Origin of the sequence: Peribacillus alkalitolerans (assembly GCF_010882125.1) — a bacterium.
Taxonomy (GTDB): Bacteria; Bacillota; Bacilli; order Bacillales; family DSM-1321; genus Bacillus_BN; species Bacillus_BN alkalitolerans.
In genome coordinates, this window is the sequence record NZ_JAAGVZ010000002.1 from 304,564 (window position 1) to 328,020 (window position 23,457).

General features: G+C 35.3%; 15 protein-coding genes and 1 pseudogene. All 16 read right to left on the reverse strand.

The window, feature by feature from the left end:
* Nucleotides 1-7: 7 nt before the first annotated feature.
* The 16 genes and pseudogenes from G3O09_RS03895 to G3O09_RS03965 all read right to left on the reverse strand — a co-directional run bounded on the left by G3O09_RS03895 (nucleotide 8) and on the right by G3O09_RS03965 (nucleotide 23,456).
* Entirely contained in the window at nucleotides 8-1,429 is a 1,422-nt protein-coding gene (locus G3O09_RS03895; RefSeq protein ID WP_163100168.1) for an aldehyde dehydrogenase family protein, read from the reverse strand.
* A complete protein-coding gene (locus G3O09_RS03900; protein WP_163100169.1) occupies nucleotides 1,430-2,839 on the reverse strand; it encodes a hypothetical protein in 1,410 nt (469 codons plus the stop codon).
* Between the two features lie 320 nt (nucleotides 2,840-3,159).
* On the reverse strand, nucleotides 3,160-4,164 hold the full coding sequence (locus G3O09_RS03905; protein ID WP_163100170.1) for a LacI family DNA-binding transcriptional regulator: 1,005 nt from the start codon (nucleotides 4,162-4,164) through the stop codon (nucleotides 3,160-3,162).
* A 471-nt stretch (nucleotides 4,165-4,635) separates the two neighbouring features.
* A complete protein-coding gene (locus G3O09_RS03910; RefSeq protein WP_163100171.1) occupies nucleotides 4,636-6,711 on the reverse strand; it encodes a sigma-70 family RNA polymerase sigma factor in 2,076 nt (691 codons plus the stop codon).
* A 716-nt stretch (nucleotides 6,712-7,427) separates the two neighbouring features.
* Nucleotides 7,428-8,165, reverse strand: a complete 738-nt coding sequence (locus G3O09_RS03915) for an esterase family protein (RefSeq protein ID WP_163100172.1) — start codon at nucleotides 8,163-8,165, stop codon at nucleotides 7,428-7,430.
* Nucleotides 8,156-9,352: an ATP-grasp domain-containing protein gene (locus tag G3O09_RS03920; RefSeq protein WP_163100173.1), complete on the reverse strand. Its 1,197-nt coding sequence runs from the start codon at nucleotides 9,350-9,352 to the stop codon at nucleotides 8,156-8,158. Before G3O09_RS03920 ends, G3O09_RS03915 begins: the two co-directional genes overlap by 10 nt.
* A 156-nt stretch (nucleotides 9,353-9,508) precedes the next feature.
* On the reverse strand, nucleotides 9,509-10,339 hold the full coding sequence (locus G3O09_RS03925; protein ID WP_163100174.1) for an alpha/beta hydrolase: 831 nt from the start codon (nucleotides 10,337-10,339) through the stop codon (nucleotides 9,509-9,511).
* 398 nt (nucleotides 10,340-10,737) lie between these two features.
* Nucleotides 10,738-12,117: a PD-(D/E)XK nuclease family protein gene (locus G3O09_RS03930; protein WP_163100175.1), complete on the reverse strand. Its 1,380-nt coding sequence runs from the start codon at nucleotides 12,115-12,117 to the stop codon at nucleotides 10,738-10,740.
* Between the two features lie 235 nt (nucleotides 12,118-12,352).
* Nucleotides 12,353-14,218: an acyltransferase family protein gene (locus G3O09_RS03935; protein ID WP_163100176.1), complete on the reverse strand. Its 1,866-nt coding sequence runs from the start codon at nucleotides 14,216-14,218 to the stop codon at nucleotides 12,353-12,355.
* A gap of 498 nt (nucleotides 14,219-14,716) precedes the next feature.
* Entirely contained in the window at nucleotides 14,717-17,302 is a 2,586-nt protein-coding gene (locus tag G3O09_RS03940; protein ID WP_163100177.1) for a beta-galactosidase, read from the reverse strand.
* Nucleotides 17,303-17,358: 56 nt separating this feature from the next.
* Nucleotides 17,359-18,237, reverse strand: coding sequence for a carbohydrate ABC transporter permease (locus G3O09_RS03945; RefSeq protein ID WP_163100178.1), 879 nt, complete (start codon nucleotides 18,235-18,237; stop codon nucleotides 17,359-17,361).
* 4 nt (nucleotides 18,238-18,241) lie between these two features.
* A complete protein-coding gene (locus tag G3O09_RS03950) occupies nucleotides 18,242-19,123 on the reverse strand; it encodes a carbohydrate ABC transporter permease (RefSeq protein ID WP_163100179.1) in 882 nt (293 codons plus the stop codon).
* An 84-nt stretch (nucleotides 19,124-19,207) separates the two neighbouring features.
* Nucleotides 19,208-20,491 (reverse strand): ABC transporter substrate-binding protein, encoded by a 1,284-nt coding sequence (locus G3O09_RS03955; RefSeq protein ID WP_163100180.1) that lies wholly within the window; start codon nucleotides 20,489-20,491, stop codon nucleotides 19,208-19,210.
* A gap of 526 nt (nucleotides 20,492-21,017) precedes the next feature.
* Nucleotides 21,018-21,193 (reverse strand): annotated as a pseudogene (locus G3O09_RS22960) (transposase domain-containing protein); the annotation flags it as partial.
* Nucleotides 21,194-21,240: 47 nt separating this feature from the next.
* The gene (locus G3O09_RS03960; protein WP_163100181.1) at nucleotides 21,241-21,840 is read right to left on the reverse strand and encodes a YesL family protein; all 600 of its coding nucleotides are present in this window, start codon (nucleotides 21,838-21,840) and stop codon (nucleotides 21,241-21,243) included.
* A complete protein-coding gene (locus tag G3O09_RS03965; protein WP_163100182.1) occupies nucleotides 21,837-23,456 on the reverse strand; it encodes a response regulator transcription factor in 1,620 nt (539 codons plus the stop codon). Before G3O09_RS03965 ends, G3O09_RS03960 begins: the two co-directional genes overlap by 4 nt.
* Between the last annotated feature and the right edge of the window lies 1 nt (nucleotide 23,457).

The window sequence follows — 23,457 nt, forward strand, 5'->3', positions numbered from 1 at the left end:
TCACTCCTTAATTTTGATTCCAAACGACAAGCTTCGTTTCCGTCATTTCATGGATTGCATATTTTAATCCTTCTTTACCCGTGCCGCTTTCCTTTACGCCACCGTACGGCATTTGGTCTACACGGTACGTTGGAATATCGTTAATCATGACACCGCCTACTTCAAACTCTTTTGAAGCTTTGAATGCTGTTTGAATGTCATTTGTGAAAATCCCTGCTTGCAGGCCATAATTGGAATCATTAATTGCTACAATTCCTTCTTCGACAGAAGAAATTCTATTTACAACTACAATGGGTGCAAAAACTTCCTGGCAAGATACTTTTAGAGTGGAGTCTACATTCGTTAAAATGGTTGGCAAGAAGACTCCATTTTCAATCTTGCCACCTGTTACGATTTCAGCTCCGTTCTGGGCAGCTTCTTGCACCCAGATAAGTGCCCGTTCTTGTTCATCAGGATTGATCATTGCGGAAATATCCGTTGTTTCTGCAAGTGGGCTGCCAATCACTAACTGCTTTGTAGCAGCTGTAAATTGTTCAATAAATTCATTGAATAATTCATCCATTACATAGGTACGTTGTAATGAGATACAAACTTGACCTTGATTTGAAAAAGCTCCAGCAACACATTTAGGAACGATTTGGGATAAATCAACATTTTTGTCGATGATTAATCCAGCGTTCGAGCCCAGTTCAAGAGCAACTTTTTTCAACCCAGCTTTGTTGCGAATACCAATCCCAACAGACGGGCTGCCAGTGAAGGTAATCATCTTTACCTTGTCACTTGTAACCAAAGTATCTCCTACGGTTCTACCACTACCTGTAATAACGTTAAAGGCACCTTTAGGCAAAGCCGTTTGATCAATTAATTCAGCCAAAAACAGTGCTGAAAGTGGCGTTTGTGATGCAGGCTTAAGAACGATTGTATTTCCGGTTGCAATCGCAGGCCCCACTTTATGTGCTACTAAGTTTTGCGGGAAGTTAAAGGGTGTAATGGCCCCAATTACACCAAGTGGCTGCTCGAGCGTGTAACCGAAGCGGTTTGCTCCGTTTTTCGCAGCATCCATCGGAATCATTTCTCCAGTTAATCGTTTTGCTTCTTCAGCCGCAAATTTATAGGTTTCAATCGTACGATCTATTTCTCCCAATGCGAATTTGATTGGCTTTGCTGCTTCTAAAGAGATAATTTCAGCTGCCTTTTGGCGGTTTTCTATGAATAGTTTTGCAATATGTTCTAAAATCGCTGCACGCTCATAGGCGGTCAGTTCTGCCATTTGTTTACTAGTGTTGTAGGCGATGTCAATTGCTTGTTCCACTTCTTCACGTGTTGCTTGTGGAATTTGTGCGATTACTTCTTTAGAGTAAGGGGAGTGGAGATCTGCAAATTTCTCTGTAGTTTTCCATTCACCGTTTACGTAATATTGCTTTTTCATTTAACTTACCTCTTTCAAATCTTCTTTTTTAGATGATTCCAAAGAATCTTTTACAAATGTTTGATCAACTTCTCCTTTAAAGAAGTCTTTACCATAAATTAAGAAGCAAAGTAGGATTCCTACTGCAAATGCCCATGAAGCACCTTTGATTACAAGGAGAGCAGCTACAACACCAGCAATTCCTAAATCACGTTGGCTTCGCGCCTGCATAGCCCCAATCCGGACACTTACATACCCTTGGACCAGCAAAGTCAAAGCTAATGCTACGGGAAGAATCGGTTGAACCAAACCTACGATTGGCAATAATAATAATCCGGTATTTGTGCCCCAACGGAAAGATCCAATTCCTCCAAATAAGGCATTCATCGCTTTTTTTCCTTCTTTAAAGCGTTCAATTACTACAACCTGCATCGCTGCCCACATCGGACCGCACATGGTAATATCAGGACCAATTATACTCATCACTGCGTTTCTTCCACCAAAAATTAAATGTGCACGGTTTGGATTGTAATCAACTTTTTCATCGGTTCTTACGACATCCGATTCTGAAAGCAATGCTTTCGTTTTAAGAACATCACCGAAAACTACTAGGTAAGTAGCTAGTACGGCAGGGAGTGCTTTTAGAAAAAAAGATACAGCTGGAATTCCTAATCCGAATACAGTATACTCCGCCCAAAGGGTAGCAAAATCCGGATTACTAAATCCCCATTGAATATCAGGCCATTTTGCTTCTCCAAATAGCGGAGCGACAATAACTGCGAGAAAAATCGCTGGAAGAATACCGAGATTTCCTAATAGAGTAAATAAAAATCCTTTATTCTTTTTTCTAATTTGTTCAAATGCCTTTGAAAAAGTAAGGAAAAAGGCAAAACCAATACAGATTGTAATGGTAATTGGGAATTTGCCGAATTGGCCAGTTTCACCAAATACGGCAACTACGGCTCCAATACCAGCTCCAAGAATAATTCCTGCTTTGATTGCATTTGGGACCATATGAACAACTTTACTAGCTAAGCCCGTAACACCAAGAATGATTGATAAAATACCTAAGGTTAACTGAAAGGCAATCAGTGCATAAACCCGATCAGGCCCCTCATCAAATTGAGTAACAAACAAAACAATTAGCGGAATCGCTGGTGTAATCCATCCTGGAATAACAGGATCACCGAGGATATGGTGAAATAAATAAAGCAGTCCATTTAATACAACAACCGCTAATGCAACCTCGAATGGCATGCCTAAATGTTGTCCTAATAGAGTAATAGCTCCTAAGTCTACTGCACACATTAATAGACCCTGAATATAATCTGGCCATTCAAAACGGTAATGAACAAAAGGTAACCTAATTTTAAAAGTCCCAGCTGGTATGTATGGTGATTCTGCACCATGTGTACGATTTTTCCATTTCATAAAATAATTCATCCCCTTTTTCGGTTGTAACCCCTTACATTATTTTGTAAATATACTACCCCTTTATAATGAATACGTAACCATTTTTGATATAAAAAAAATAACTCTTCCCCTTTTTGGTTGTAAGCACTTACAATTTTATTGTCAATATACCACCCCTTTAGTATATTCATAGACTGAATACGTAACCATTTTTGAGAAAAGAAAATAATTCTTGGTATTCCTTCCCTCAAGAAGGGAAGGTTGAAAGAGCTTGTACTATGAACCATGTCACATAAAATGGTTACGTATTCATTTTTCGCAAAATAGAAAAAACAATTTTATTGTTTATTCTCTATTTTTCTAGTTGTTCTTCTGTTAAATACTTTAACAGGTTTAGTTATTTTAATGCAATAATTTTTTTTATTTTCTATCATTTTAATCAATTCAGAGATCGCCAAGTATCCTAGATTTTGCTCTGAGATACTGCCAACAGTAGTTAATTGAATTAATCCATGATGACTAAGGTCTACGTTATCAATCCCAATGATACTTAAGTCGTCTGGAATAATTATATTCTCACTAATGGCATTGTCTATCAAATTTAATGCTAGTGAATCTGCACCAGCACAAATGGCAGTAGGGCGGTAATCGAGTTTCATTAATTGTTGAAAAGCACGTGAAATATCTTGTTTAGACGTATCAGTGTTAAAGATATATTGTTCGGATAATGGTAATTTATAATCTTTCATCGCTTGAAGAAATCCTAAATAACGATTGTTAAATGTGCTGACGGTCAATGGTCCACCAACCCATGCAATGGTTTTATGCCCTAGCTCAATCATATTTTTTGCAGATAAGTATCCAGCTTCAAAATTATCAATTTCAACAAAGTTTTCATTATTTTTGTGCTTACGATTGTATGTTATGAATGGAATATCCATTTGTTTGAGCTTATCGAAAATCGGATCATCAATCAAAATACACGATAAAATGATGCCATCCACTCTGTTTTCAAAAGCAGTTGCATATGCTTCAGGTAATTTTTGATCGTTTACGTATTGTACGTTTACACGGTACCCCATTTCATTTGCATATGTGATAATGGCGGATGTAGTATCAACAAAAAATGGGTTGTGTAGTGGTCCGGATAAAAGGGCAATTGTATTTGTTTTATTTTGAACAAGTGATCGTGCATGCGCATTAGGTATATAGTTTAATTCGTTAATTGCTTTAATAACCTTATCAAGAGTAGGTTTTTTTACTAATTCAGGCGTGTTTAATACACGTGAGACGGTCGTTTGGGATACGCCTGCATGTTTTGCAACGTCTTTCGATGATACCAAGGCGTTACCTCCTTTTATGAAATTGCTTTACATGATTGTTTAATGTTGATAATACAACATTTTAAACAAACGTACTATATGGTTTAGTTTTTTTATTCTAAATAATAATCTTGCTTGGTTTTATATTCAAATAAAAACCACCATCTTGTAAATAACAACCATTTTATTTAGGATTGTTTGAAAAAAATATACGAATTTATTCTTGTGTACGAAAATGTGTAAAAATATACAAGACATGGGACTTGCTATCCACTTGATAGATACACTCCCACCCATGACGAACAAATAATTGTTTTCCAAATTTTCATCGTGACACCCCTGTCACATCTCTCAGTGGGAGAAGCTTGCTAAACCTAGATGAAGAAAACCAGTTGAACCCAGAAAAAATCCAGTCATTTTCAAAATTTGACATTTTGTCCATGACTGGTACCTGACGTCTTTTCCTGCTGAACGCCCTATCGCAATCACATATTATTCCAAGGAAATCTTCACAACATCATCTAAATATTTTGTTGTATTATATCCATAAATCTCCAGCTTTTTAGGAATCACTTTCTCTCCAGCATTGTTACTACGTAACCATATGTTTTGAACTGTAAGTAAATAACGAGGCTGCTCAATTTCTTCATATATGAAAGGGCTTTTATTCATATCGTATTCAATCCCGTTTTTATCCAAAAGCACACCTTCAGTATTCATCTCCATTGAAAGAGGTTCACTTTCATCCTCACTCACAATCTGGAATTGAAGCGAATCAAATGCTCGATTCTTGATTTCATGATTGCTTATGGCTACATGGGTAGGCTGTCCGACTTCCACCTTGTCAATGGAGATTGTACTGCCTGCATATTCAAAGGATTGAGGATATTCTTGTGATGCATCTAGTTGGATTGTTTTTGGGTCATCAAACGTTAACTGTACAGATTTAAATTGAACGTTGATCTCTTTTGGTTTTTCACCAAAAAGAGGGTCAAAATATGCTTGAAATGGAGTCCAATTTATTTCATGATGTAAATCTAAAAAAGAGTTACCATACATATCAGCTTTCACTTTTTGATTGTTCACTTCTAGATTGTCAAAATTTAGAACATCTATTCTCTTTTCCGACTGTTTATAATTAATAGCATATTGCATAATTGTCGTTGTTGGAGCAATTATTAGTTTATCAAATCGAACAGGGATCCCCTCGACTTCTGTTACTTCATCCAATGCATATTCTTTGGAAGGCATTTTTGTAACAGGGATCTCGAAATTCCAATCCCCTGTTTTAAGTTCCCTGTTCTCGTAAGCTACTAAAGAATTTTGTTCAGAGGAATCACGAATCAACTTCTGAAGCTTAATAATCTTGAGTTTAATTGTCCCTTTATCCTTTTCGAGTGGCATTAGACTAATCTTCCCTTGAAACACGTTCTTTGCTTCTTTATTTACATCCGATTTAAGGTCAAGAGGATAATACCTTGGATTTGCTACGTATCTCATGATTTCATGCTCGTTCTCTACAAAAACCCCATCATGATATTCCATCACATATTGATTATTTTCTTTTATATCTTCTATTTCATAAAAAACAAGTGTCTGCACATCATCAGCAACCACGCTCTTGATCGTAATTTTCACTCCATCACTTTCCGCTTCCAGGTTCAGCCTTTCACCTAGGTTCTGTTGAAGAAAGGCACGTAATTCCTGATTATCTTCAGTCCAGGTATAGTAGAGGTTGGTAAATATCCCGGTAACAATAGCTATACCTATTAAAAATGCGAATACACCTACGAAAACAAGTCCCCTTCTTTTACGTTTCTTGATCTTATGTTGTCTTTGCTTATCCTGTTCTGCCAGCCTATCTTTAACTTTATCCATGAAACCAGATGGCACATGCAATTCTTTAATCCTCTCAGAAAGATTCAACATGGTTAACATGACTTCCTGAAAAGTAGCCAGATCCTCCTGACATTCTTGACAATGATAAATATGTACCTCAAGATCGATCTTTTTCGATCGAACCATGGCTCCTTCTAAATAATCGATGTAATCCTTATGAAACTCCTTACAGCCATTAAAGCTCGATTCGTACTCCATTTTTTTTCTAAGTGAATAGATTCCAGAAAACAAAAGCTCTTTCATCTTTTCCACTGAAAATTGGAGAAGATGTGCCACTTCCTCCTGGGAGAGTCCTAATCCATATGTAAGGACCATTGCGTCTTTCTCGTACTCTTTTAATTGATCAAGTGCTTTTAATAAATCATGACGTGGTTCACTTTCTTCTGAAGATAGTAAATCTCTATCATCAGATAGCTCCCGGCATGTATGTATGAAAATAGATGTAACCCATGTTTCGAAAGATGGTTCATTATTAAATCGAGGCAATTCCTTGTGGACTTTTAATATAGACCGGTAAAAAAGCTCTTCCAATTGCTGCTGATTACTAAAATAGGAAAAACCAAGTTTATAGAAGGTTTGTTTATGCAAATCGAACCAATCGACGATGGATCTTACGTCTTTATCTCTAATTCTAGTAATTATAATGGAATCTAATTTTGTTGAAATCATAAATTGCTCCCCCCTTTACCATTCTGTTTATACCTAATGATATAAGGTGAGAAAGTTGTTGGCAATATCTGTTAGTAAAAAATAGAACTCCAGCTTTTTAATCCTCGATGAATTAACTCCTTATATTTCGTATTATCTGATTGACCGGATTAAAGATGAAGTTGATGGTAGGCTAATAATTCACTCCAATTTTTTCTTTGTTATTTTGCAATGGATAAGAAAACGTAAAAAGGCAACGCCCTGTATAGGGTTAGTTGCCTTCAATTAATATAATCTTTACAGCCATTTCAACGTGGCTTGAATGATTAGTGGTAGATTTATTTAAGAACTAAATGCGACACGTACTAAACGTGACACGATGTATGTGGAAACACATATTGATGCTGGTGAGTTTACAATTTCATATTTTTTTTATCCAATGGATTGCATTTTAATCACTGTCCACTATTAGTGTAATTATATATCCCCATCATAGTCCTACCGTCTTTACCCGATACAGACCTTCTTGTTATACAACTATCCTGAAAATATATATTCTTTTTGGTCATTGAACTCCGATTTTAAATAAACTTCATTCATTTCCTTTTTGTGCTTTTTCAGGCTATCCAAAATGCTGATAAAGAAGCGTAAAATTATGCGGACGTTCCCACAACCCTTGTTTTCCCTTAATTCCATACCGCTTATGGTTTTTTTCCAAAATGCTGGAGGTACCCCTATTAAAGTAATTTTCCTAAATAATACGGCATTTGGCATCGCCACCAAACCCAATCATGCGAAACATCTTCGCCCCACTCATCAAACCATGCTGGAATTAGCTTTTCTTCAAAGGCTTCTTTTAATGTAAAGTATGAAGGCAGCCCATCCTGTTCCCAATCACCCTGCCCGGTACAAATAATGATATCTGCTGAACGATATCGATCAATAAACCAGCCGTCATTTTGATTCCATATGTAATCACTCGGTGAATTTTCGTATACAAGCGGATCATTTCCGTAATCCCCAAAAAAGAAACGCACATCGTAAACACCACTAAGTGCAACGGTTGTTTGGAAGACATCCGGATGTCTCAAGAAAAAGTTCAAGGCATGATATGCCCCCATACTACACCCCGTTGTCATCATTGGATCAAACCAACCTGTTTTATGTTTAATAAATGGAATAGCTTCTGAAATCACATAACGGTCATATGCTTCATGAGCTAATGCACGGTCATGCGCCGGTTTTGAGTCATGCAGCCAACTTTCGCTATCTATACTAGCCAATGTAAAAAACTGAACTTTTCCGGATTCAATAAAGTCATGACACACATCAATCATTCCAAAATCATCGTATTCAAAATGTGTCCCTCCTGATGAAGGAAAAACTACGATTGGCATGCCACTGTGTCCATATCTGTTCAACGGCATTTCACGTCCTAATTCGCCACTCCAATGGTTTAACTGTTCTAAATGCATAGAAGAATCTCCAATTCCTTATTTTTTCGACCATGTACAAAACGGATAATGTCATCGACTTCTTCATACGAATCTGCATTAATCGCATAAAATTGATTTCCTTGGAGTTCCGCAAATGCATCTGGAATGCGCCGTTCAAACTTCACACGGTCGCCAAATCGTTCATAAATAGCATTCGTATCGTGTTTATACCCATACGCATCACGCTGTGTTACACCGACACAAAACTGGTTTTCGGCATCGGACTCCTTAAATTCTCCTCCTGTCACAAGAGAAGCATACTGAGCAAATAAATCAATAGAGTACGCGAAATTGTACATATCAATCGTGTAGCCGCCAGCCAAGCGGTTATTATATTCAAGTGCAACATAATCCCCATCTTCTAATTTAAAAAACTCAATATGGAAAAAGCGTTCTTTCATGCCAAATGCTTTCACAATCGCCTTTCCATAAGTTTCGAGCTTTGGATCAATTTCTTTTTGAATCACATAAGCTAAATCCAACTGATCCTTAACGAGTTCCAGAGTTGGCACATTATATGTAAAGCTAGTTTGGAAAACAATGTTCCCTTTCTGATCCACTAAACCATCAAATGTACAAAGCACGCCTCCTTCGACATATGGTTCTAAGAAGTACACTTGTGCTTCTCCCCATTCTTCTTCAAAATGACGTACAGCCTCTTCTGAACTTAATTTAAAGGTTGCAGCTGATCCAACTCCATTATCTGGTTTAGCAATAACTGGCAGTCCTAATTCATCAATGGCTTTAGATAATTCTTCTTTAGTTTTAACGATTCTTCCTTCTACAACAGGCACATCTGCTTTTTTAAACAGCTTCTTCATTTCAGATTTATACTTAACTTTTTTCAAGTCATTCGGTTTATTGCCGTACACGTTAAATTGTTCACGCAACTGCGCATCAAGTTCTAACCAGTATTCGTTATTGGATTCAATGCGGTCAATTGGACCATGTTTATAAAATAAAAATGCAACAGCACGTTTCACTTCATCTACATCTTCTAAATTATACACTCGATAATATTCTGTTAAAGCGTTTTGCAATTCGGAACCTAATTGGTCATATGGCTCTTCGCCAATTCCTAAAACATTGACACCTGCGTCTTTTAAACGATGAGCAAATGACTGAAAATTATCTGGATAATATGGTGATATCAAAATATAATTCATAAAATAGGTTCCTTTCGCAGAATAATATCATTCATTATTTTTAAAACTAGAATACTATTATTTTAATATTAAAATCAATCTAAACTTTCAAAAAATTCAAAAGGTGATAGATTCCTCCCATGATCTAATTCAGTCAAATATAATTATTCAGTTCATTCAAGACCACTTCTCACTTAAGAAACGTAAACATTCTGGCAGATGCTTCGCCCAAGCTTTTTCATCATGTTCTTCATCCGCAAAAATATTTAAACGAATACTATCAATTGGGACAGAGCCTTTTATCATTTGTTTATAATACTTAAGTGAGCAATCGATATATGCCTGCTTCATATTACCGTACATCAATTGTCGATCGGCATCATCACCTTCCTGAGTCCCAACTTGAATGTACACGCGTTGTTCAGGATCTAACTCTTCTCTAGCAATATAACTGTCAAAGGCTTTACTTGTAATCCAATTGGCTAAAGAAAAAATGCCTAAACCACCAATTTGATCTTTATATTCAATACCCATAAAAGCCGAAATATTTCCTCCAAGTGAACTGCCAATCATCGCTGTATGATATTTATCCGATTTAGTTCGGTAATGCTTATCGATAAACGGCTTCACGACGGTCATGACAAACTCAGCAAACTCCGCACCTCTTCCGCCTAGTTCAATATCTTCAGGAAGTGGGCTTTCAGTAATAACCCAAGGCGTATATTCATTAATTCGATCTTGTTCAGCATTATCTATCCCAACTACAATCATCTTCGGTAAATCGGGGTTTCGTTTAATTGCCTGAATAACTTTCCATGAATACCCGCTATAAGCTTCACTACTGTAGAAAACATTTTGTCCATCATGCATATAGACAACTGGATAACTTTTAGCCTCATCTTTATCATAATTTTTCGGCAATAAAACACGCACGCGACGTTTTTCATTCTTATAAGACATATGTAATTGATGTGTTTCTAGTTTTAAATAAAAATAGGATTGATTCATTTTACCTTCCTCACTCCTTTGATATTACTGTCCAAGAAAAGTCAGAAAATATTTTAGCAAAGCTATTGACTTTCTTCTTACATCCCTTTGCTTTAAATAACGGTGCAATTGTTTCTTTGATAATTTGCTTTAACTCATTTTTGCATACTCATATTTCCTCCTTGATTGAAATGCTTTGTACAATGGTTCATATTTAATAAATTACCATGTCTGGACCCTATTTTTGTAATCATAAAAACACCTATCCGCATCCTGCTACTGAAACTTTATCGCGGGCAGCTTGAATATTTAATTTTATTTGATTGTATTCATTGTTATCATAAAATATAAATAGTGTCAGGTACCACTCATGAACAAAATGAAATGATTTGTCCATGAGTATTGCCTGACACCTTTTTCTATATCAGAACAGTCTCCACCCTTTCTAGAAGCGGTGTTTCTACCGATACACCTAAATTTTTTAGTAGTTTAGCAATGGTTTTCATACCACTTTCAGGATTAATTTTGGTTTCAAGGTAGTAAGTTTTATCCGTTATGATAGATTCATATGTATGGATTGAGGCAAATGCTTTTTTGTCTTTATGGATTGGTTGGAATGCTATTGCATAACGGTTTCCTCTGTTTCCGCCTCCAAGAATAAAGCCTTCTTCTACTAGCTGACGAAGAGGGAGATTATGCTCTTCAATCCACAGTAAAGTCTTTTTCCAAAGCTCTGAAACAGTTTTTCCATAAATAACGATTTCTTCACTCTTATAATTAATGACTATGTTAAGCTCATCCCATCTTTTATAAATGATTCTTTGGAATGGTGTCGAAAAATTCCATAACTCCTCTACATCGTTTTCCTCGTTAAGGATCCATTTGATCGTTCTAAAAACTTCTCCATAGGTTTCGTTCACGACAGTGTTAACATAGTTCCTTTCTTCACTGTCCTCTTCATTTGATATTTTCGTTATTGCTTTAAAAACATCTTCAAAGCGATCATAAATCGTGCAAACTAAGGTGCGTTCTTCTTCTATTGTAGCTAATTTTTCACGTTTACCCTTATAAGGCATCCTTAATGCATCTACATACTGCTGAATGATGGTTTTAGCGTATATACTTAAATCAGGATTTTCAAGGCAAGGCATTAGAACAATGTCTACTAGTTGTTGATAATCGATTCCAAACCATTTTGAACTACCAAATGTTGCTTCATTTGATTCTTTTAATTGGCTTTTTGGTACTAAGCCTACAAGCAGAAACGTTTCGTCTTTGAATTTCTCTTCAAACTTTCTTAAGTATTTATTACATTGATTCACGTCAACTCTTGCATATACCTTTTGCTCAACTGCTAGGATTAACTTTTTTTCTTTGCTAGGGTCTTTTTCATCGACGATATTTACCTTAAAAAATACATCTAGCCTTCCTTTGTCGTCATTATTTTCTATTTCCTCGATTGTTTCCTGCTCATCGAAATCTAGTTTATTAATATCCTTTTCGGCTATAACCTCAGGATTTCTGAATTGATTCAAATTCAGCATCGCTATATCGGTAATATCGTCTATGTTTTCTTCTGCCGATTCGGCAACGGCCATTAAGAATCTCTGAAAAGGATAATACCCTAGCATATGTCTTTCAGTCGGATCCAAAAGCCAGGATAAAAACCTAGAATGCCATGTTTCTAAATGGGTAGCCCCAACAACATGGAAGACATTCGGACGATCGATAAGAAATTTTAAAGCTACAAAGTCTTTATCCATCGTTAATTCATAGAGCATTCGTTTTAGAGATTTCAATATTAATTCCCTCCATTTTTCTACTATCTAGAGAAGACACAATTTATCTTATATATTACTAAAAAATCCCTTAAACTTGCATAAGCAATTTCATCTCTTGGTTTAATGTAAACTAAAAAATACTAGGCACCACATATGGACAAAAATTGAGAAATTGTCCATATGTGGTGCCTGACGCTAGTTCACGTTACGATCAATCTGAATCTAAGACTATGTTCTAATTTGCTAGAAAAAATTAGATACCAGTTCCACTACTAATCATTTGATTAATCAGAGATGTTAAAGTTTGAACTCCCTTAGGCATCAAATGTACACCATCCTCTGCGAAATATTCCGGATGGCTAAGGGCTACAGAATACCAGTCAACTAATGTAATATTGTCATTCTCTTTGGCTTTTTCGTGTAGAGATTGATTTACTTTACTTTCCCATGGACGTGGTACACGGGTGTTCACTAAAAAAATATCCGCATTCGAAAAAGAGTTAAGTAAAGTATCAATTTGATTTTCTGAAAAATATCCATTTGTTCCTAATTGAATAATAACTGCTTTATCTGGATGATTAAATGCTGCATAATCTGGTGTCAATTTAACAGCTTGTGACACCTGCCTTCCAACTTTTGCATCTATCGTAATGTTAGGGTTAGCTTTATGAAGGCTTGAAGCAATATCCAGCATAACTGAGTCTCCAATAGCTAATACTTCCTTATAAACTTTTTTGATTGATGGAGAAACTACTTCCTTCTTTTCTTCTTGAGATGCTTGTTCTAACTGTTTATTTTCTTTTTCTACTTCTTTTTCAATTTTATCTTCTACTAAAGACTTTCGTTCAATCGCACTGCTGATTTTGATTTCAGTAGGGCGTGAATCCATTATCTCCTTTTGCTCTTCACCTTCTACGATACCCGTGATCCCTGCAGAAAACACTAGGAGTACCATAAATACAAGCATAGTGGATAATCTTCTAGCTAAAGAAGCGCTTCTCCAATTTAGTAGATTCATTGGAAGAAGTTGTCGGAAAAATAACCGGAACCCCTGTTTTCGAATAGGCATTTCTATATAACGATACGAAAGCTCTGCAATAATCAATATAATGGCTATTTGTAATACTACTCGCCCATATACCGGATTTCCTATTTCTTGAACAGGAGTACTTAGTACCATAACCGGATAATGCCATAGATAGATACCATATGATCTTGTGCCAATCCAGCGAAGAGGCTTAAAGGAAAGTAGATACCCTAAAAAGCTACTAGGGTGACAAACACAAGCGATTAGAATTGCTGCATTTAGACTAAATAACAACATGCCACCTCTATAAAGGAATGATGTATATTCATCCACAAATAATACGCAAACGATAAAAATACTAAATGTAAGGAAACCTATTAAATTCAACATGTATTTCAATTGAGTAGGAAGTTTATTAGAAGACAATCGTTTCATTGGCCACACAATGGCTAGCCAGCAACCTATGAGCAACTCAAAGGAGCGAGTGTCTGTTCCATAGTAAATACGACTAGGGTCTTCGCCTGGTTGAAAAAGAATGCCCATCCATAGTGCAGAGCATAATGCCCCAATCCACACAATCATTGAAAACCTGCTTCGTTTTTTAAAAACAATTAATCCTGTAACTAGTACTAGGGGCCAAACTAGATAAAACTGCTCTTCTATCGCTAAAGACCACAAATTCTTCAATGGTGACGGAGAACCGAAGCTATCGAAATAGGACAATTTATGAAAAATAAACCACCAATTGCTTACATAAAAAACAGAAGCAATCGCGTCTCCACGAATAGTGGTTAATAGCTCTCTATTAAACAAAACTACCCATGCGGAAGTAGTTATGATCATTACATAAGCAGCTGGCAGTAACCTGCGAATACGTCCCATCCAAAATTTACGTAAGCTAAAATCTAGCTGATTTCCGTGTTCGGGTAAAATAATAGACGTTATTAAATAACCAGATAAAACAAAAAATATATCTACACCTAAAAAGCCTCCCCTAGCCCAACTGAAGCTAAAATGGTAAGCAATTACAGCCAACACTGCAATAGCTCTAATTCCATCTAACCCAGCAATATAACGATGATTCCGCTCCATTTCAATTTCCCCCATTACTTCTGTAACTTCATCTAGTTGTTTGTAAAAATCCCCACATTATTATTGCTATGTAGAGTAAATATAAAAATCTATTACACTATTAAAAATAGTAAATATGTAAAATTCGTAAACCTTTATCACTATAAACTTTCTTAACTTTAGCTCACAGATAATAGACGTTCCTACCCATGTATTTAGTTTTATAAAATGATAAAAATTTCAACATTACAGCTTCATGGTTTTCAGCTGCAATTCCTAATTATAAACAAGATATTATTCTAAGAAAATAAAACTTTTTTAAAAGTAGTGCATTATCACTAAAATTGTTTATGAAAACAGTGTCAGGCACCACCCCTGGACAAAAATTGAGAAATTGTCCACGAATGGTGCCTGACACTTTTATTCGAGTTTTTTAGCGTATAGAGGATGCATGTGCTCTTTAGAAACTCAAAAGAAGCAGCAGAACCGTCCCCATGATTCACTAAATTAAGTTAATGATTAATGCGCCTGTAAATTAACGGCAAATTCTTTATCTTTCTCTATCAAAGTAATATATGAATGAATAACGACCTGATCTGGCTTTATGCCATTTTCATCAAATATTACGATTTCATTTTGTTCTTTTAATAACGAGACAGGAATCTTATATTCCTCCTGCGGGCCAATGTTCCAGTAACGGCCTAAACATTGGCCATTAACCCAAAAACACCCTTTACTCATACCATCTAACCGAATTTTTACAATCGGACCGTTTTCTGGCTTCCAATCAAAAGAACTTTTATACCAGCGTGGAGAAGTCGTTTGCGAATCCACAACTGTCCATTCTTTTTCCTCTGCTAGCTGGGCAAATGATTTTGTTTTCCAGTTGCAAATTTGCTCCTCTTCCTTAAATAAATAGAGATCAAACCGGCTTATACTTGAAACATTCTGAACATCTAAATCTAATTCATTCTCTCCCTGCTTTAAGGCATCGCTAATATCTGCAACACCGTATACAGCACTGTCTCTTGACCAAGCCGTTTGACTTTCCATCAACATTTTTACTGACCTTCCATTCACCTGGGCTCGTGAAACTCCCTCACCAACGAGAATTGCACGATCATAGCCGTCATTGAAGAAGGAATTCAAAAACCCAATACGCCCTTCAATTTTTGGGATGTTGGCTAAATGATGATGTACACCGCACCCTTCAACCTGCCATCCTTCCAGTATTGATAAAAACCTACCATTAAGTGCAGGCGCTTCACTCATCCCTTTTGGTTCACCAATGGCTTGAGAATAATTATATCTTCCCATATTTTGGACAAGGCAGGTTAATGTATTTGTCCCTTTCTTAACAGGAACCTCAATAGCTGCAGCCCCAATCATACTAAGCTTGCCGACATATTGACCATTACAGAAGACTAAAACGGGATCCTCAATTCTCGTAAAAACAATCGTTGTATCCTTCGTTTCCTCAGCATAAAATTCGCTTTCATAACCAATATACCCGCTAAACTGTCCGAAGCTACTAAAATCAAGCGGTTTGTCAGCCTCTTTCACGTTTCCGCTTATAAAACAAAGCTTTTCATCTGCCGCTTCCCAATGTAATGGATGATTTGCTGAACTCTTTTCCAAATGAGGAACCGCTTTTTCTACAGATTTTCTTGAAACCACTTCAATCGAATAACTGGTACCATCTTCAAAGTTAAGCTGAACGGTTTGCGGCTGGTTTCCATGGAATAAATGAATCGTAATGATGCCATCTTCACTGATTTCAAAGCGATTCGGCATTGGACAATGAACTTCTGCCTTTCTATAAAGTTGTAATTTCAAAGAGGAACGCTGCCCTGCCTCATGATAAATGACCGCCTTATCGTTATCGAATCCAGTTGTCTGACCTGTGAGTGTCACAATGGAAAAGCGATTTCCTACGTTCACATGACGGACAATCGGTAAAACCGCATTCGCCTCAATCGTAAACGGAATCGTTTCACCATCCAGTAAAACCTGTGATTGAACTCTTTCCTGTCTAGTATTCTCAATAAATATCACTTCACCATGGGGACTAACAACCCGTTTAGATATTAAATAACTAGGAAGTTTTAGATCCGCACCCATTTGTTCTGCATTTGTGAATACCGGTTCAAGCCATTTGGTAAATGAATGAAATCTTGTTAATACCTCATACTTTCTCGTTGGCTGCAAGTATTCATCAATGGCAACATCATAATCATACGATGTCGTGGAAAAAATCTGTTCTCCACCTGTCCTACCACCCCAATGGTCAAAATTGGTGCCGCCGAAATACATATAATAATTGATTGCAGAAAATCCATTACTCAATAGCTGGTAACACTCACGTTCGAGCTGCTCTGGAGTTTTTTGATCCGCTTTATTTCCGCCCCAGTATTCAAACCAGCCAATCCAAAACTCCATAACCCCTTTCGGCTGATCGGCAAACCGCTCATCTAAGGTCTCTGCGTGCGACTGGGCATGTGACCAAAAATTGCGAAACTCGACAGCCCCATCAACGGCTCCGTAGCAAGTAACAAATGGTACGTCAATACCTCTCTCCATCATACCGTCCCTTAAGTATTCCATATACTGTTTGTCAGGTTTACCATATGCCTGGAATTCATTTTCTACTTGAACCATAATGACGGTCCCTTTTTTCGTCAATTGGAATTCATTAATAATTGGTATGACTTGATCAAAATATTTATCCACATATTGTAAAAAGATAGGTTCAGCGGAACGATATTGAATCCCCTTTTTCGTAGATAGCCACCAAGGAAATCCGCCAAAATCCCATTCAGCACAAATATAGGGCCCTGGTCTTGCAATCACATACAGTCCTTTGTCAGCACATAACTGAAAAAAATGCGCTAAATCCTTATCGCCAGAGAAATCCCATTCCCCTTCATTCATTTCATGAAAATTCCAAGGGATATACGTTTCGATGGTATTGCATCCCCCTGCTTTCGCCTTATCTAAGACTTCACTCCACTCCGCTCTTGGAAGGCGGAAATAGTGGATAGCAGCAGATAAAATAAAAATTCTTTCATTATTAATTTTCCAGCTTTTTTGGTCATAAGTAATCATTGATTTTCCTCCAAAATTTTTATCCGATAGGAAAGAATAACTTTCCTATCAACACACTATTCCTTCACAGCGCCTGCTGCTATTCCACTAAAAATATATTTCTGGAATATAAAGTAGATTAATAGAGTTGGAACCATAACTATAACCGCTGCTGCACTTAACATTGGAATAGAAGAAGTTCTAGGATCTTGTATACAATTAAGAAGTAAAGTACTTAACGTTCTATGCTCTACTCCTGGCATATATAAAAATGGTATATACATGTCATTTAATACATCAACAGCTTTAAGTATGCCCAAAGTAGCTGTTGCAGGAATCACCATAGGAAAAATTATTCGCCAGTAAATTGTAAAATAAGATGCTCCATCCATCATGGCACTTTCGTCTACCGAAACCGGTATCTGCTCTAAAAACTGTTTATATATGTATATTTGCATTAAATCTGCACCGGCATATATGAGTATGGGTGCTAAAAGAGTGTCATATACATGAATATGAGTCATTAATCCAAATCTTGATATTTCAGTAACAATTCCTGGTATTATTAATCCAACTAGGAATATTGCAAAGTATACTTTTTTTAACTTGAAATCAAATCTAGTTAAACAATATGCAACCATTGTGCTAAGTAAAGAATTTATAACAACTGAAGCTACAACCAATATCATGGAATTTTTAAATCCAGTAAACACATTTGCACTTTTAAGAACCTCTTTATAATTTTCAAAATTAAAACTAGTAGGTGGTTTAAGTGCTGATTCTGAACCAATCTGAGGTAAGCTTTTAAATGATGCAAAAACTGTTATTAGTATTGGTAAAATTACAATAGCTGAAATAAATATAAATAGTAGTATTTTTAGTACTCCCCCTACACTGCCATAGCTCTTTTTAATATTAATAGTGGTTTCCTTTTTTATTTCTAAGTTCGCTTCCATTTTCTCACCCCTTTAAGTTAAATAATTTTTTTTGAATAATGGAGAAAATTATGATGATGATCATCAATACAATTGCCATTGCACAGGCTAATCCAAAATTTTGATATTGAAAGGCTGTATTTATAGTTTGTAATGTAAAAGTGTCACTAGCATGATTTGGCCCACCGCTAGTCATAACATAAGGAATATCAAATATCTGCAAGGCGCCTCTTATGTTCAAAAATAATACTATTTCAATAACAGGCTTTATATTTGGTAATACAATGTGATAAAACTGTTTAAATGTACTTGCTCCATCAATAATAGATGCTTCAATCATGTCCGTTGGAAGGGATTGAAATGCCGCTAAAAAAAGTATTATATGGATACCAGAAAATTTCCATAGAGAAACTCCAGTAAGAGAATAATTAACAATTTCCGAGTCGCTAAGCCATCCTATATTATCCATATGAAAAAACTGCAGCATACTATTTAATACTCCATCCTGTGAGCTAAAAAGAAACATAAACATACATGCAACTGCAACTGTGTTAATTATATAAGGTAAAAATATAATAGTTTTGAACATCTTACTGAATCTTATTCTTTTGTCTAATAAGAATGCTATAAATAATTCAATAGGTATAAAAAGTAAATGCCCCACAAAATATACCCCGTTATTTTTAAGCGATACCCATACCTCCGGTGAATCAAATATTATTTTCTTGAAATTTGTTAATCCCACAAAGGTTTTTGTAGGACTCAGACCATCCCAGCTTGTAAAGCTTAGTACTACTAGATTTATTAATGGATATATCATAAATAAGCTTATTAAAATAGTGGGAATAAATAAAAAAGTAACTAGCACAAAGTTCTTCTGCATCTCTATTTTATTATTTTTAAACATAACCCGACTCCTAGCCTGCTAATTAAAAGAAGAATAAAGTAGCTTAAGGCACTTTATTCTTCTTCAAATTAATTATTTTAATTTTTAGTTACCTCTTGCTTTTTTCCATTGTGTATTTAAATCTTTCATTATAGAATCTAAACTAGTTTTTCCTGCCACCATTTGTTGTCCTATGCCCTTAACATCAAATTTCATGGCATTCATTACCTTGTTATAATTATCATCATAGAAAATGGTTACTGGCTCAGCATCAACATCTTCAAAGGCTTGAGCAAAGAATTCATCGTTATAACTTACACCTTTCATTGTAGGCTTAATATTAGTAGTACTAGCAAGCTGAGTATAATAATCACCATAGAACCATTCAAGGAATTCTTTTGCTTCCTTTTGATTTTTACTAGTTTTAGGAACTCCCCAGAAGAATTCAGTCATTGCAGTAGTGTAGAATGGATCGCTAGTAGTATTCCTTGTCGGTAATAAGAAAACTCCTAAGTTCTCTTCCTTACCACCATTTGTGATGTAATCACTCTTATACCAGGAGCCAGCTGCTAACATACCAGCTTCTCCGGCTACAAACATTGCTCTTTGCTGGTCCCATCCATATCCTAATGGATCATCTCCTGACACCTTAGCATCATATAATTTTTGAATCTTTGTATATGCATTGTAGAACGGCTCTCCTTTTGTAAAAGGATCATCCTTGCTAGCCATCTTGTTGTAGTATTGTCCATCACCAGCTTCAAGCATTGGCATATATTCATTTAATGGATAATTTACCCAAGAATCCTTTAAACCCATTGCAAGTGGTGTATATTTCTTACCATCTTTTATTGTTTGACAAACCTTTATAAACTCATCCCAAGTCTTAGGTATTTCTAAATTGTATTCTTGGAAAATGTTCTTGTTGTAAAAAACAAATTCATTAAATACTGCTTCTGGTAAACCTATTACATTTCCTTTAATCATCATTTCCTTAGCATATAAATTGTTTTCAGTTGCTTTTAAATCATTTAGAGGTACCATAATATCCGCATAAAGTGAAAGATTTGCTTGTCTAATTGGAAATACATCTGGTAACTGACCTGCTGAACTTCTAATTTTCATTGTATTATCATATTCTTTTGGTGCAATTTTTTCTATTTCTAAACTTACATTTGGATGCTCCTTTTTATAAGCATCTGCAATCTTATTAGTTTCTGACATATACTTATACTCGTCATCACCCCAAAGAGCGATTTTTAGCGTTACCTTTTTATCGCTATCTGTTGATGCGCTATTTGTATTCGAGCACCCTACAGCAATGGTGCTTAGTAGTGTTGCTCCTACTAAAGCTAAGGTTAATTTTTTAAATATTTTCTTTTTAACCACTTTTTTTCCCCCTTTTCACTATATAGTTATAATTTAAATATTTTTACAATTTTATTGAATGATATATTTTAATGTTTCTTTGATTTATATTATCCACTTTATTTAAACTAGCCTAATTGATTAATGGTAAGCCCGAATCATAAGAAAAGCGCAAGCGCCCGTTTAGCGACGTATGGACTGGAGCACTCCGACTGAGATAAAGGAAACACGAAGAACGTTAGTGATTCGATGTTGACTTATCGTAGGGAGGTGGGCGAAGTACACTAGTCGCTGGGCGATGGAGCTAGACACTGTTCTAACTTCAAAAATTTATACTTTCTTACCTCATTAGAAAACTCGGCTAGCGCCAAGCCTAGCTGCTTTCGATTGCCTAGTTGCACTTATACTTTAATCCTAAAATTTGCCACGACGTCGACCTACTTCTTTGCTGCCAATTTATATATTCTTTAAGTATAAAAATAAGCGCACCTTTCCGGTACGCATCACAAATAGCCGTTTTTCTGATTTTTTCAATCGAATATTCGACTTACTTCATATATTTGCTACATTCTGCCTGAATCTTTACCAGGGCATGTATTGATCTAATATTTCAGGATTTTGATGGATGCCGAGATTCGGTAGATCCGTCAAAAGTTTCCTTATGTATTCATAGAAATCAGCGCCGTTACTTTTTGCTGTTTCTCCGTTACTCATACAAATGGCGGTTATTCAGTGCCCTTGCAAAAGTAAAGGTGTTTTTATTACTTGGTTTAGATCGTAATATAGCTTTTAAGTACCTTCTCAAAAAAATAGGTGGAAACTAGAGCATAAAAGCTAACGAAAAATAATACAAAGGAAGGCTTATATAGGGTAAACAATATTAGTACTATAAGGAGTACCACAGATGTAGTACTTTTAACTATGTGTTTATAAGCTAAAATAAGTGAATTTTTAAGTATATCAATAAGATTCATATTAACCCTTGCTATTAAAGGGAATATAAAAACACTTATAAGTAGTATTTGAAAGATAATAAATAGTTGAACGCCCTGAAGCCATAGATAAGCACTGCCCAAATTATTTAATTTAAAGATGTTATAAATACTGAAAGATAAAATTATTGTTATAACTGCTCCTATTGGTAAAGCTTGCGTAAAATTTTCTTTGTATCCCTTAATAAAGTCACTATATAGGTTATAGCTATTTTCTCTTACCTTTTTTCCATAAACATAATAAAGTGCAGAAGTGGAAACTCCAATTGTCACAATAGGCAAGCTTCCTATAAACCATAATAAATTCAACATAAAGGTTTCATAAACTAATACACAAAACTTGTACAATGGTCCATCAAAGCTAAATAGTCCTTTCATTTGGAACACTTCCTCATTCTGTCATTTTTATACTGCATAGGGCTAATGCCTACATGTTTTTTAAAGGTTCTGCTGAAATGTTCAATGTTAGGATAACCGATTTTATCACATATCTCATATATCTTCAGATCAGTTTTAGCTAAAAAATCCTTTGCCTTTTCTATCCTTATATTAGTTAAATATGTAGTAAAGTTATACCCTGTTTCTTCTGTGAATATTTTACTGAAATATGCCTTACTAAATCCTATAGATTTACTTACCATATCTAGGGTAACTCTATCACCATAATTCTTATGAATATAATCCTTTGCCTTTTTAATTGCCGCATTCTCCCTCTGGTTTATTTTTCTTAAAGAATGAATAACTCTTGTTAGAAGCATTAGTATCCATTCCTCAATTTCTAATTTAGTATCAAATTTTCTTACTTCACTATAAAAATCCAAATCTTCTTCAATAATAGCTTCAAGATTATCTTCTTCATCCTTAATTATGTAGTAAATTAACATTAAAACGATCTCTAAATAATATATATAGTAGCTTTCCATTTCACTTGCTCCAGATAGTTCATTCAACTGAAAAACCCTTTTCATCTCTTCTAAACACTTTTCTTCATCTAACCTATCCAACGCTTGTAAAAGCCCATTGTCCTTACTCATTTCTATAAATATTTGTTGAGTTATTCTATAATTCTTAGTTTTCTTTATCTTATTTAACTCTTCAACATTCTCAGGATATATATTTTTTCCCTTGCCATAAATAAATCTAAATCTTGCATTTTTCTGAGCTTGATCAATTAGTGAGCTTATCTTTGTAATATCGCTGCTAACTTCACTTATACCAATAGTTACTTCAATATTTAAAAAATTCAAAAGAGCATTTCTTATTTTATTTAAAATATCTGAAAGTTTTTCCTTTAAACAGTTAACATTTGAATTGTCGATTGCTAAAATAATCCCATATTCTTCTGGAGACATGGGTAGAATTTCTCCCATATTTACTACTTCAAAGAGTTGAATGACAGCATTTGTTACAGAACTCATAAGCTCCTTAAGATCATTATCCTCATACCTATTTTTAACTATCTTAAAACTGTCAATAAGTAGAGAACAACAAATATAATTTTCTCCTTTTAATCTTAGTGCACTATTCTCCAAATCCTGTTTAGTAAGATCTCCAGCAATTAATTTCCTAACTAGTTCATTTCTATTAACACTCTGAATTTTACTCCCTTTTTTTCTCTTTTTGTCCTCTAAAGCAGCCATAACCATTTTATGAATTTTATCCGGTTCCATTTCTGTTTTTAAAATATAATCATTTATTCCAAGCTTAAAGGCACTTCTTACAAGTGAATAATCATCATAAGCACTTAACACTAAAAACTCAGTATTAATGCCCAGTCGTCTACTTTCCTCAATAAGCTCAATGCCATTCATAACAGGCATATTAATGTCTGTTATAACTATATCAATATCCCCTCTAGCGTTAAGTATCTCTAAAGCTTTATTTCCATTAGATGCCTCTAAAACCTCTACGAAACCATAATTATTCCAATCTATCAAGGACTTTAATGCAAGTCTTACAATAGGTTCATCTTCAACTAAAAGCATTTTATACATA

Bases quoted from the DNA above. Each gene is read 5' to 3' on its own strand.
- G3O09_RS03895 (WP_163100168.1), bottom strand. From the start codon at position 1,429: ATGAAAAAGCAATATTACGTAAACGGTGAATGGAAAACTACAGAGAAA.
- G3O09_RS03925 (WP_163100174.1), bottom strand. From the start codon at position 10,339: ATGAATCAATCCTATTTTTATTTAAAACTAGAAACACATCAATTACAT.
- G3O09_RS03910 (WP_163100171.1), bottom strand. From the start codon at position 6,711: ATGATTTCAACAAAATTAGATTCCATTATAATTACTAGAATTAGAGAT.
- G3O09_RS03900 (WP_163100169.1), bottom strand. From the start codon at position 2,839: ATGAAATGGAAAAATCGTACACATGGTGCAGAATCACCATACATACCA.
- G3O09_RS03960 (WP_163100181.1), bottom strand. From the start codon at position 21,840: ATGAAAGGACTATTTAGCTTTGATGGACCATTGTACAAGTTTTGTGTA.
- G3O09_RS03920 (WP_163100173.1), bottom strand. From the start codon at position 9,352: ATGAATTATATTTTGATATCACCATATTATCCAGATAATTTTCAGTCA.
- G3O09_RS03915 (WP_163100172.1), bottom strand. From the start codon at position 8,165: ATGCATTTAGAACAGTTAAACCATTGGAGTGGCGAATTAGGACGTGAA.
- G3O09_RS03940 (WP_163100177.1), bottom strand. From the start codon at position 17,302: ATGATTACTTATGACCAAAAAAGCTGGAAAATTAATAATGAAAGAATT.
- G3O09_RS03935 (WP_163100176.1), bottom strand. From the start codon at position 14,218: ATGGAGCGGAATCATCGTTATATTGCTGGGTTAGATGGAATTAGAGCT.
- G3O09_RS03965 (WP_163100182.1), bottom strand. From the start codon at position 23,456: ATGTATAAAATGCTTTTAGTTGAAGATGAACCTATTGTAAGACTTGCA.
- G3O09_RS03950 (WP_163100179.1), bottom strand. From the start codon at position 19,123: ATGTTTAAAAATAATAAAATAGAGATGCAGAAGAACTTTGTGCTAGTT.
- G3O09_RS03945 (WP_163100178.1), bottom strand. From the start codon at position 18,237: ATGGAAGCGAACTTAGAAATAAAAAAGGAAACCACTATTAATATTAAA.